Below are 12,068 nucleotides of genomic sequence, written 5' to 3'. Positions count from 1 at the left end.
GTGCCCGCCGGAATGTGCCCGGGCCAGGACACCATCATGGGGACGCGGAAGCCGCCTTCCCAGCCGCCCACGCCCTTTTCGCCATGGAACGGGGTGTTGCCGCCATCGGGCCAGGAATTGCAGGCAGGGCCGTTGTCGGTCGAGAACATGACCATGGTGTTGTCGGCCACGCCCAGCTCCTCGAGAAGGTCGAGCAACTGGCCAACCTGATCGTCGAGCTGTTCCATGCCATCGGCGTAAAGGCCATAGCCGGTGACGCCGTCGTACTCGGGCGGCAGGTTGGTGCGGTAGTGCATGCGCGTGGTGTTGTGCCACACGAAGAAGGGCGTTCCGGCGCGGGCTGCGTCGCTTATGAAGCGTTTGGATTCCTTGAGGAACTCATCGTCGAGATGGCGTTGGCGCTCCTGCCCGAAGGGGCCCAGGTCCTCGATCTTCTTGCCACCTTTGCCGTCCGCCCAGGTGTGGACCACGCCGCGTTGCTGGAAGGCGGGATTGTCCTTGGGGTAGTCGTACTGCTCGGGATATTCGCCCGCGTTCAGGTGGTAGAGAATACCCATGAACTCGTCGAAGCCGTGCGCGGTGGGCAGGTGCTCATCGCGGTCACCCAGGTGGTTCTTGCCGAACTGGCCGGTCGCATAGCCCAGCGGCTTGAGCATCTCGCAAGCGTCGGGTCTTCCTTCTGGAGGCCGAGCTCGGAGCCGGGCAGGCCGACCGTGCTCATGCCGGTGCGGATCGGGTACTGGCCGGTGATGAAGGCGGCGCGGCCCGCCGTGCACGAGGCCTGCGCGTAGTGGTCCATGAACAGCATGCCCTTCTGGGCGATGCGGTCGATGTTGGGCGTCTTGTGGCCCATCATGCCGCGGTGGTAGGCGCTGAGGTTCCACATGCCCACGTCATCGGCCCAGATGACGAGAATGTTGGGGCGGCTGGCGCTACCCGACTGGGCGAGCGCGCGGCGCGGTGCGGCGAGCTTGCCGATGACCGGAAGGGCGGCCAGCAGGCTGGAGCCCTGGAGCAGCTTGCGCCGTGAGACATCGGACGGCGCGCGCGTTTCGGTCCGAGTGAGGGGAGGGCGGTTCTCTGTGTCCATGAGCCGGTTTCCAGTCCTTGCAATGGGCGTGTCGCCGATGTCGACGACCGGCAGCTAGGCTCGCGCAGGGCTGGAGAGAACCCCATCGGGATAAACCCTGATGCAAGCAGGGGATGTGCTGGAGATACCGAAAGTAAATGCTTTTTCGTGTGCGGAGTGGGCGAGGCCTGGGATCCTGGGGGCTGGGATCAGCCTTCGGCAATCACTTCGTCGTCCGGGCCAAGTACCCGCCAGGAGCGGCCCAGCCATTCGCCCAGCGCCTTGATGTCCTTGGCGGCGGCCGGATTGAACAGCGGCAGGCCGCGCTCCTGGAGCGAGAGCGTGATGATCTCGGGCGTCGTGGCAAGCTGGCTGAGATCGAGCGCGGTATGGCATCCGCCGTGAAGGCGGCGGCACAGGCGGATGGCAAGGCCCCAGCCGATCGCGCGGTCGAGATCGGCGCGCGTTGCCAGCCGGTCGAAGGGTTCGGGAATGCCCGAGAGACCCGCGTTGGCAAAGACGGTCATGGCCATCATCCCGCGCCCGCGCATGTCGAGCCCGATCCAGCGCTTGCGCAGCGCCCAGGTCGTGGCTTCCTCGGTGCGCAGGTTGGGCTCGGTGCGCATGGCGGCCAGAGCCAGAAGCGTCGAGGCCTGGCGCAGGATGCGGTCGTTCTCGTTGCCCGGGCCGTGTCCGTTGCTATCCTCGCCATCGTCGCAGACCGGTGCAGTCCACTTGGCCACCGCGACCGCTTCCTCGGCCGAGACCCGTACGCCAAGCGCGAAACCGGCGACGCTGGCGAGCATCGGCGGTTCGGCCTGCACTTCGGGTTCGAGCTGGGCGTAGAGCAGGCCTTCACGAAGCCCCCAGGAGGAAAACACGATCTCGCTCGGCTGGAGGGCGATCACCAGTTCGGCGAGCAGCGCAGCCGCGTCGGGCAGGCTGGCGAGGCGTGAGGAGGAAATGCGTGGGTCCGGGTTTTCGATCCGGCCCTTGGCGAACTGGCGGGCGATGCGCAGCACATCGTCGGCGGGAAGCGCGAAGCCGTGGGGGTCATCGACCGGCCATTTCAATTCGCGCATGGCCTGTTGGGCGAGCGCGCGCCAGGAACCGCCCACGATGTAGAGCGGCTCGTCCTTGCCGCCGTTCCAGCCGTTGGCCGCGAGGCGCTCGTGCACCACGGTGGAAAAGGCCTTGGCGTCATTGCTGCGCAGGCCCGGCAGGCGCAGGGTGCCGAACGGCATGGTGATGCCGCGCGGGCTGATCGTGCCGTTCTCCACGCCGATGAGTTCCAGGCTGCCGCCGCCAAGGTCGGCCACGGTGCCATGCGCGCCAGGAAAGGCGGCGATGACCGCATGGGCGCTGGCGCGCGCTTCCTCGTTGCCCGAAAGCAGGCGGGGCGAGAGGCCAAAGCCGCGCACGGCCTCCAGGAACTGGGGGCCATTGCTGGCATCGCGCGCGGCAGCCGTCGCCACGCAGTCGACATCGCGCACCCGGTGCAGTGCCAGCAGGCGCGAAAAGCGTTCCAGCGCGCCTAGCGCGGTCTTCAAGGCTTTTTCCGAGAGCGTGCCGTCGCGGTCGAGGTCACGGCCAAGGCGCGCGTTGACCTTCTCGTTCAGCATGACAACGGGCGCGCGCAGCGGCCCGTTGTAGATGACGAGGCGCACGGTGTTCGAACCGATGTCGATAATCGCGCGCTTTTCGCTCGAGTGGCTGATGCCGATCATGCTTTCCAGACGAATCCGAGAGGGACCTTGTTCCGACACTCTTGTGTCAGAACTTGGGCCCTATGTCAGATATTCCCCCGTCGAAGCGAGAGCTTGGGCACTTTTCGTCCACTGGCAAGCGAAGCACCGCGCCCCGAAAGCGAGGGATTGGTCATGAAATAGCGGTGCAGGTTGAAGGGCTCCTCGACCTCGCCCACGCGCTCCGATGTGCCGTCGGGGTGGAGCAGCCAGGACTGCTCGGTGTCGATGAAGTTGGCCAGCATGACCTGGTCGAGCACCTGGTCGTGGACCGTCTTGTTGCGCATCGGGATCATGATCTCGACGCGCCGGTCGAGGTTGCGGCTCATTCCGTCGGCCGAGGTGATGAGCACTTCGGCCTGGCGGCTGGGGAGGTCCGCGCCGTTGGCGAAGGCCCAGATGCGGCTGTGTTCGAGGAAGCGGCCGATCACCGATTTGACCGAGATGTTCTCCGAGAAGCCCTCGATGCCGGGCCTGAGGCAACAGATGCCGCGGATCACGAGGTCGACGTCCACGCCCGCCTGGCTGGCGGTGTAGAGGTGGTCGATCAGCTCGGGATCGGTGAGCGAATTCATCTTGGCCCAGATCGCGGCGGGTTTGCCCTCCCTGGCGTTCGCGATCTCGACATCGATCAGTTCATAAAGTCGCGAGCGCAGCGTCATGGGCGAGATGGCGAGCAGCTCGGTCTCGTCCGGCTCGACGTAGCCGGTGACGAAGTTGAAGAGCTTGCCCGCATCGCGGCCCGCCGCAGGGTCGGCCGTGAAATACGAAAGGTCGGTGTAGATGCGCGCGGTGATCGGGTGGTAGTTGCCCGTGCCGAAGTGGCAGTAGGTGCGATAGCCGCCCCGGCCATTGCCCAGGTCGCTTTCGCGGCGCACCACCATCGAGACCTTGCCGTGGGTCTTCCAGTCGATGAAGCCGTAGATCACCTGGACGCCCGCGCGTTCGAGCTGACCGGCCCACAGCAGGTTCTGCTCCTCGTCGAAGCGGGCCTTGATCTCGACCACGGCGGTCACCGACTTCCCCTGTTCGGCCGCCGCGATGAGGGCGGAGATGATCGCGGACTGCTTGCCGGCGCGGTAGAGTGTCTGCTTGATCGCGATCACGTCCGGGTCGCGCGCGGCCTGGCGCAGGAAGTCGATCACCACCTCGAAGCTTTCGTAAGGGTGGTGGATGATGATGTCCTTCTCGCGGATCGCGGCGAAGATGTCGCCGTCATGCTCCAGGACGCGTTCGGGATAGCGGGGCGAATAGGGCTCGAACTTGAGCTCCGGGCGGTCCTCGTCGCAGATTGCCGAGACGCCCGAGAAGCCGATCAGCCCCTCGGTCTTCATGATCAGCGCCTGGTCGAGGCCGAGCTGGCCGCGCAGCATTTCCTCGGCCGCCGGATCGAACTTGCCCTGAAGCTGGAGCACGATGACAAGGCCGCGGCGGCGGCGCTGGATCGCCGAGCGGAAGTAGCGCACGAGGTCTTCGGCGTCTTCCTCGATCTCGAGGTCGGAGTCGCGCAGGATGCGGAACACGCCGTGCCCGCCCACCTTGAAGCCGGGGAAGAGGGTCCCTGCGTTGCGGCAGATGAGGTCCTCGATGGAGATCCACGCCGCCTCATCGCCGGGGATGCGCACGAAGCGCGGCAGGGGCGCTGGGATCAGCACCATCTCCATGACCGGCGCGTTGTCGGCGATGCGGTTGAGCGAGAAGAGCACGCCGATCCCCTGGTTCGCAACGAAGGGGAAGGGGTGCGCCGGGTCGATCGCCTGGGGCGTGATGACCGGCATGATGTCGGTCGCGAAATAATCCTTGAGCCACTGCTCACGCTCAGGGTCGAGGGTCTCATCGCCAATGACCGCGATGCCCGCCTCGGCCATCTCGGCCTTGAGCCCGGCCCAGGTCTTCTGCTGGATCGTTTCCAGCTCGAGCACCTTCTCGTGCGTGGCGGCGAGCGCCTGCCCGGGGGTGAGCCCGTCGATCGAGGCTTCCTCGATCTGGCGGCGCACTTGCCCGGCAAGACCCGCCACACGAACCATCAGGAATTCGTCGATATTGCTGCCCGAGATCGAGAGGAAGCGCAGGCGCTCGAGCAGGGGGTAGTTCATGTTCGAGGCTTCGGCGAGCACGCGCTCGTTGAAGGCCAGCCAGCTCAACTCGCGGTTGAAGAAGCGCGAGGGGCAGGAGGCAAGCGCGGCAGGATCGATCATGAGGGGCGCATCGGCTTCCGCAGGTGCGGGTACCTGCGCACGGGCGGGCGACATCGTATCCGTATCTCCGGTCGGCTGCATTACGGTACCTGTCGTCTCGTCCATGTGACCCTCTTCTGGTGGTCTTGCGGTGCGGTCCAGGGCGCGGATTTCGGCCCGTGGCACGTACGTGTCTCTAAAAACGCGGCCCTTGCCAGTTCTCGATGACGCTTTTGCGGCAAATGGTACACGTAAAGGGCACTGTAACGAAAACTCTTTCTAGGCCAAGTGAACAGCGTTGCAGTGCAGCAGCGTTTCGCGCAAAGTCTCCCGCGATGATAAAAGCGGCACTGCACCACCTCACTCGCTACCGCTACTCCAAGCGGATCAAGCTCGGCCCCCAGGTGATCCGGCTTCGTCCGGCGCCGCATTCGCGCACGCAGGTGCCGAACTATTCGCTCAAGATCAGTCCGCCTGAGCATTTCATCAACTGGCAGCAGGACCCGCACGGCAACTGGCTGGCGCGGATCGTCTTTCCCGATCCGGTCGACCATTTCCAGATCGAGGTCGATCTGCTGGCCGAACTGGCGGTCATCAACCCCTTCGATTTCTTCGTGGAGCCCGACGCCGAGGAATACCCGTTCCAGTACACGGATACGATGAAGGCGGACCTGGCCGCCTATTTCGACGTGGAAGAGCAGGGCCCGCTTTTCGAGGACCTGGTCAAGCAGTACGAAGGCCACGAGGGGCGTACGGTCGACTTCCTGGTCGAGATCAACCGCCAGCTTGAACAGCGCATCGACTACGTGATCCGCATGGAGCCGGGCGTGATGACGCCCGAGGAGACGCTGGAGGCGGGGCGGGGCTCGTGCCGCGATTCGGCCTGGCTGCTCGTTCACCTGCTACGCCGGCTGGGGTTCGCCGCGCGCTTTGTCTCGGGCTACTCGATCCAGCTGGTCGCCGACGTGATCCCCAAGGAAGGCCCGCAGGGCGTGCTTCAGGACGTGACGGACCTGCACGCCTGGGCCGAGGCCTTCGTGCCGGGCGCGGGGTGGATTGCGCTCGACGCGACCTCGGGCATGTTCGCGGGCGAGGGGCACATTCCCTTGTGCGCCACGCCCCACTACCGTTCGGCGACACCCATCGAAGGGCTGGCCGAACCGGCCGAAGTCGATTTCGATTTCAAGATGGACGTCAGCCGCATTGCCGAGGCGGTGCGCATCACCAAGCCCTTCACGCCCGAGCGTTGGGAGAACATGCTGGCGCTGGGCGACAAGGTCGATGCCGATCTGGTGGCGAACGGCGTCAACCTGACCATGGGCGGCGAGCCGACCTTCATTGCCGGCGGCGACTTTGAAGCGGGCGAATGGAACGGCGAGGCGGTCGGCCCGACCAAGGCGGCCTACGCCGACCAGTTGATCCGCCTCCTGCGCCACAAGTTCGCGCCCGGTTCGCTCCTCCACCACGGGCAGGGCAAGTGGTATCCGGGCGAGACGCTGCCGCGCTGGGGATACTCGATCTACTGGCGCAAGGACGGTGAGCCGATCTGGCGCGACGATTCTCTGCTGGCAGGGGAAAAGCCGCTGGAGAAGGACGGCGATCCCGATCCGGTGCCTTCCATCGATGTGCAGCAGGCTGCGAAGGTCCTGAAGCAGGCCGCCGCGAACCTGGGGGTCGAGCCCGAGTTCGTCCAGCCGGTCTATGAAGATTCAGGCGTGTGGATGCTGCGCGAGGACGAACTTCCGGTGAACACCACGCCGATGGACCCGGCCATCGAGGACGAGGAACTGGCCCGCCGCTTCAAGCGCACCTACCGCCGGGGCCTGGAAAGGCCGGTGGGCTTCGTGCTCCCGATCCAGCGTTGGCAGACGAGGGTCGCGCCGATCCAGCGCCATTGGCAGAGCGAGCTGTGGCGCGTGCGCAAGGGCGTCCTGACCGCCGTACCAGGCGACAGCTCGCTGGGCTACCGCCTGCCGCTGGGGTCGCTGCCGCATGTGCCGCCCGCCGACTATCCCTATATCCATCCGCGCGACACTGCCGAGCCGCGCGAACCTCTGGCCGATATCCGCGCGCAGGTGACCCAACGCGGCCGCCAGATGCGCGAGGAACTGGCCAGCCAGCGCTTCGAGGCCGTGCCCGAACCTGCGCAGTTCGGCCCGCAGATCGTGGAGCAGGACATCATCGAGGGCGCGGTGCGCACCGCGCTCACGGTGGAGCCGCGCGGGGATTACCTTGCCGTCTTCATTCCGCCGACCGAGTGGCTGGAGGACTACCTCGAACTTGTCGCCGCGATCGAGCAGGTGGCCGAGGACATGGGCCTTCCGGTCCGCATCGAGGGCTATCCCCCGCCGCCCGACCCGCGCCTTACCGTCCTCAAGGTCACCCCCGATCCGGGCGTGATCGAGGTCAACATCCACCCCAGCGCCTCCTGGCGCGAGACGGTGGAGATCACCGAGACGCTGTACGACTGCGCGCGCGAGATCGGCCTGACCGCCGACAAGTTCATGGTCGATGGGCGCTCGATCGGCACAGGCGGTGGCAACCACATCGTGCTGGGCGGGCCGAGCCTGCTCGACAGCCCCTTCATTCGCCGTCCGGACCTGCTCAAGAGCTTCGTGCTCTACTGGCAGCGCCACCCCTCGCTTTCCTACCTGTTCTCGGGTCTTTTCATCGGTCCGACGAGCCAGGCCCCGCGCATCGACGAGGCGCGCCATGACGCGCTTTACGAGCTGGAAATCGCGCTGGCGCAAGTGCCCGGGCCGCAGGCGCCGCAGCCCGCGCCCTGGGTGGTCGACCGTCTGTTCCGCAATCTCCTGGTCGATGTCACCGGAAACACCCATCGCACCGAGATCTGCATCGACAAGATGTTCTCGCCCGATGGGCCCACGGGGCGCCTCGGCCTGGTCGAGTTCCGCGGCTTCGAGATGCCGCCAGACGGCAAGATGAGCCTGGCACAGCAGCTGCTCCTGCGCGCCCTCACCGCCTGGTTCTGGAAGGAGCCGCAGCAGGGCGACCTCGTGCGCTGGGGCACGCAGCTCCACGACAAGTTCATGCTTGGCCACTTTGTCTGGGACGATTTCCTCGACGTCCTCGCCGACCTTGGCCGCGCGGGCTACCAGTTCGATCCGGCCTGGTTCGAGGCGCAGCGCATGTTCCGCTTCCCCGTCCACGGCGAGGTCGAGGGCGGCGGTGTGAGCCTGGAGATCAGCCACGCGCTCGAACCCTGGAACGTGCTGGGCGAGACCGGCGCGATCGGGGGGACTGTGCGCTATGTCGACAGTTCGACCGAGCGCCTGCAGGTCAAGGCCACGGGGCTCGTCAAGGGACGCCACGTCATCACCTGCAATGGGCGCCGTGTGCCGATGACGATGACCGGGCCCGAGGAAGGCGTGGGCGGCGTGCGCTACAAGGCCTGGTGGCCGGCCGAGTGTCTGCATCCGCTGCTGGAGCCGCACACCCCGCTCACCTTCGACATCTTCGACACTTGGAATGGACGTTCGCTGGGTGGCTGTGTCTACGAGGTCGCCCATCCGGGCGGGCGCAATTACGACACCGTGCCCGTCAACGGCTACGAGGCCGAGGCGCGGCGCAAGGCGCGCTTCACACCGCACGGCCATTCGCCAGGCCCCATGGCGCCGCCGCCCGAGGAACTGCCGGGCGAGTTTCCCCATGCCCTCGATCTGAGACGTCCGCCGCGTGTCCACTAGCCCCTCGTCCCGGCGGCCGGTGCGCTCGCGGGGATGGCTCGATCGCTATTCCGCAGGGCCCGAGGGCGGCGATCTCTACACCGACGCACCCAGTTGGGTGGGGGAGCGCTGGCGGGCGGTCGCCGCCGAACTCGCCCGGCTGGGTGAGAATGACGCCGCTGCATTGCAGGAAGCGACCAGTCGCAACGCCGCCGACCTGGGTTTGACCTTTCGCGTCACCGGCGATGAAGAAGAACGCGCCTGGCCGGTCAATGCCATGCCGCTTGTCATTGGCGCGGACGAATGGGCCAAGCTCGAACGCGGCCTCGTCCAGCGCGCCGACATGCTGGAGAAGCTGGCCGCCGACATTTACGGCGAGCAGAAGCTGGTGAAGGGCGGGCATCTGCCCGCAGCCGTCATCGCCGGAAATCCCTTCTTCGTGCGCCGCATGATCGGCCATCCCCCGGCCTGCGGGCGCTTCCTGCAGGTCTACTCGGCCGAACTGGCGCGTGGGCCGCGCGGGCAATGGCGCATCCTTCAGGACCGGGTGCGGCTGGCCAGCGGCATCGGCTATACGCTGGAAAACCGCCTGGCCCTCTCGCGCACGACGGGCGATCTGCTTGCGGCAAGCCATGTGCGCCGCACGGCCGGGTTCTTTGGCGCGATGCGCGAGGGCATGGCCGCGGTCTGCGGGCGCGAGCGGCCGCGCGTTGCGCTCCTGACCCCGGGCCGCTTCAACCAGACTTACGCGGAGCAGGCGCATCTTGCGCGCTATCTCGGCCTGCCACTGGTGGAGGGTCGAGACCTCTCGGTGCTCGACAACCGCCTCTACGTCGGCACCATCGCGGGGCCCAAGCGGGTCGATGGTATCTGGCGCTGGATCAACACCGACCTGCTCGATCCGCTCGCTTTCGATGCGCGCTCGCAGATCGGCGTCGCCAACCTGTTCGAGGCCTGGACCTCGGGCGGGGTAGGTATCGCGAATGCGCCGGGCAGCGAGGTCCTCGAGTCGGCAGCGCTCGCCGCCTTCATGCCGCGCCTGTGCCGCCTCCTGATGGACGAGGAACCGCTCCTGCCCAGTATCGCGACCTGGTGGTGCGGGCAGGCCAGCGAGGGCGCCACCGTGGCCCGCCGGTTCGACGATCTGGCACTGCTTCCCGCCTTCGGGCAGCCGGTGGAAGGGTTGGCGGGGCGCGATCCGGTGGCAGGGGCCTCGCTTACGCCGGAAGAGCGCGCGCTCTTCGCCGAGGCCCTGCGCCGCCGTCCCATGGACTATTGCGGGCAGGAGATCGTCCAGCTGTCCACCGCGCCCGCGATCATCGACGGTGAAATCGTGCCGCGCCCCTTCACGCTGCGCGCCTTTGTCGCGCGCCGTGCCGATGGCGGCTGGACGGTGATGCCCGGCGGGTTCGCACGTCTGTCCTCCAGCCGTGACTTGCCGACCACGATGATGGGCGCGGGTGATCTCTCCGCCGATGTCTGGGTGGTCGATGAGACGTCGGCCGAGCAGCACCAGCGCACCACGCTTCAGGGCTCCCCTCCGATCTCGCGCGGGGGCGGCATTCTTGCCAGCCAGGCGGCGGACAACCTCTACTGGTTCGGACGCTACAACCAGCGTGCCGAACTGGTGCTGCGGGTGGTTCGCTCGCTGCTGGGCAATTCGATGGAAGGGGAAAGTGGGCCGACCGGTGGCGGGGCGGTCGCGGCCAGCCTTGTCGGCCTGCTCGAATACTGGGGCGCGGCGGATGCAGGTTCGGTTGGCAAGAAGCTGGAAGATGTCTGCGCGCAGGCCCTACTTTCATCCAACCTGCCGGGCTCGGTGGCGACGCTCCTGAAGCGCCGCATGGACGTGGGCATGAGCCTGCGCGAGCGTTTCGCGCGCGACTTCTGGCGCATCGTCAGCCGTCCGATGCCGCCTGTCACTGTCTCGCGCCCGCAGGCCATGCTCGAAAGCGCGCGCTGGCTCGGCGAGCATTTCAGTGCGCTCTCGGGCCTTGTCGCGGAAAACATGGTGCGCTCCTCGGCCTGGCGCTTTCTCAAGATCGGCGAGCGGATCGAGCGCGCGCAGGCCATCTGCCGCATGACGCACGACCTTTCCGCCTTCACGGGCGAGAGCGAGGACGTGGCAAGCGGCGTCCTTCTCGACCTGTGCGATAGCCAGATCGTCTACCGCACCCGCTACCTCACCGCGCCGATGCCCGATCCGGTGCGGGATCTGGTGCTTCTTGACCCTGACAATCCCCGAGCCCTGGCTTTCCAGATTGCCGATATTGCCACGCACCTCCAGGCGCTGCCGAGTGTTCGGGATGACAACGTGCCCGAAGCGCCCCTGCGCTCGGCCCGTGCGTTGCAGGGCGAGCTTCAGGCCGCGCTGGTCGAGGACATGACCCGTGCGCGCCTGCGCACTCTTGAGGGGCGCCTGTTCGCGCTTTCCGATGCGATTTCGCAGCGGTATTTTCTCCAGTTCGACCGCGAAGGCGCCGAACGCCGCACGAGACTTCTGTGATGCGCTATGCCGTCAGCCACAAGACCACGCTGTCCTACGCAGCGCCGGTGCGCCTCGCCCAGTTCAACGTGCGCCTGCGCCCCGCGGCCTGGCCCGGGCAGAGCGTCTCCGACTATTCCCTCACTGTTGATCCCCGTCCTGCCGCGATCTCCGAAGGGGAGGGCAGCTACCACGTCAACGAGGCGCGCTTCGGGCTTCAGGAACCGATCAGTCGCCTGGTCATCGAGAGCCGCTTCACGGTCGAGCGCGAGGATGCCCCCTTTTTCTTCGCCGAGGCCAAGGGGCCCGCGCTTGTCGAACTGCGCGAAAAGGCCATGGCGCTTCCCGACCTTTCCGCGCTGGGGCCTGCGTCCTACAGCTTTGCCTCGCCCATTGCGGTGCCCGAGCACGAGATCGCCGTCTGGGCAGGCGAATATCTGGTCGAAGAGATGCCGGTGATGGACGCGGGGCGCACGCTGATGGAGGCGATCCATCGCGAATTCAGCTTCGATTCGCGGGCCACGGCCACCGACACGCCGCCGATCGAGGCTTTCCGCAATCGCCATGGGGTCTGTCAGGACTTCACCCATGTCATGATCATCGCGGCGCGGGCACGCGGTATCCCGGCGGCTTACGTCAGCGGCTACCTGCGTACGATCCCGCCTGCGGGGAAGGCGCGGCTGGTCGGCGCGGACGCCATGCACGCCTGGGTCAACCTGTGGTGCGGCGAGGAACTGGGATGGGTGGGCTTCGATCCGACCAACAACAAGCTGGCCGATGCCGACCATATCTTCATCGGCATGGGGCGTGACTATTCTGATGTCGCGCCACTCGATGGGACGTTCCGGGGAAGCTCGGAGCAGACGATGCACTTCGCTGTCGACGTTGCGCCGCTGGACTGAGCGG

At 66.7% G+C, this 12,068-nt stretch carries 5 protein-coding genes and 1 pseudogene; 3 read left to right on the top strand and 3 right to left on the bottom strand.

The genetic code is table 11. The features are described 5' to 3' along the window. The 3 genes and pseudogenes from MBENS4_RS01155 to MBENS4_RS01145 form a co-directional block, all read right to left on the bottom strand. A pseudogene (locus MBENS4_RS01155) lies at positions 1 to 886 on the bottom strand (sulfatase-like hydrolase/transferase); the annotation flags it as partial. A gap of 392 nt (positions 887 to 1,278) precedes the next feature. Beyond that, on the bottom strand, positions 1,279 to 2,796 hold the full coding sequence (locus MBENS4_RS01150; RefSeq protein ID WP_039388162.1) for a Ppx/GppA family phosphatase: 1,518 nt from the start codon (positions 2,794 to 2,796) through the stop codon (positions 1,279 to 1,281). A 65-nt stretch (positions 2,797 to 2,861) separates the two neighbouring features. Next, the gene (locus MBENS4_RS01145) at positions 2,862 to 5,012 is read right to left on the bottom strand and encodes an RNA degradosome polyphosphate kinase (protein WP_039391497.1); all 2,151 of its coding nucleotides are present in this window, start codon (positions 5,010 to 5,012) and stop codon (positions 2,862 to 2,864) included. Positions 5,013 to 5,326: 314 nt separating this feature from the next. Between MBENS4_RS01145 and MBENS4_RS01140 the strand changes: the two genes are divergently transcribed. From MBENS4_RS01140 to MBENS4_RS01130, 3 genes are read left to right on the top strand one after another with little or no spacing between them, the layout of a single operon-like run. Further along, positions 5,327 to 8,698, top strand: coding sequence for a transglutaminase family protein (locus MBENS4_RS01140; protein WP_039388161.1), 3,372 nt, complete (start codon positions 5,327 to 5,329; stop codon positions 8,696 to 8,698). Further along, positions 8,688 to 11,183, top strand: a complete 2,496-nt coding sequence (locus tag MBENS4_RS01135; protein WP_039388160.1) for a circularly permuted type 2 ATP-grasp protein — start codon at positions 8,688 to 8,690, stop codon at positions 11,181 to 11,183. The genes MBENS4_RS01140 and MBENS4_RS01135 overlap by 11 nt, the downstream gene beginning before the upstream one ends. Beyond that, complete coding sequence (locus MBENS4_RS01130) at positions 11,183 to 12,064, top strand: transglutaminase family protein (protein WP_039388158.1); 882 nt, start codon at positions 11,183 to 11,185, stop codon at positions 12,062 to 12,064. Before MBENS4_RS01135 ends, MBENS4_RS01130 begins: the two co-directional genes overlap by 1 nt. Positions 12,065 to 12,068 lie beyond the last annotated feature (4 nt).

It is taken from the genome of Novosphingobium sp. MBES04, from assembly GCF_000813185.1.
Taxonomy (GTDB): Bacteria; Pseudomonadota; Alphaproteobacteria; order Sphingomonadales; family Sphingomonadaceae; genus Novosphingobium; species Novosphingobium decolorationis.
Note: the sequence above shows the minus strand (reverse complement) of the source record. Positions and strands in the feature narration are given on the sequence as shown.

Bases quoted from the DNA above. Each gene is read 5' to 3' on its own strand.
- MBENS4_RS01150 (WP_039388162.1), bottom strand. From the start codon at position 2,796: ATGATCGGCATCAGCCACTCGAGCGAAAAGCGCGCGATTATCGACATC.
- MBENS4_RS01145 (WP_039391497.1), bottom strand. From the start codon at position 5,012: ATGATCGATCCTGCCGCGCTTGCCTCCTGCCCCTCGCGCTTCTTCAAC.
- MBENS4_RS01140 (WP_039388161.1), top strand. From the start codon at position 5,327: ATGATAAAAGCGGCACTGCACCACCTCACTCGCTACCGCTACTCCAAG.
- MBENS4_RS01130 (WP_039388158.1), top strand. From the start codon at position 11,183: ATGCGCTATGCCGTCAGCCACAAGACCACGCTGTCCTACGCAGCGCCG.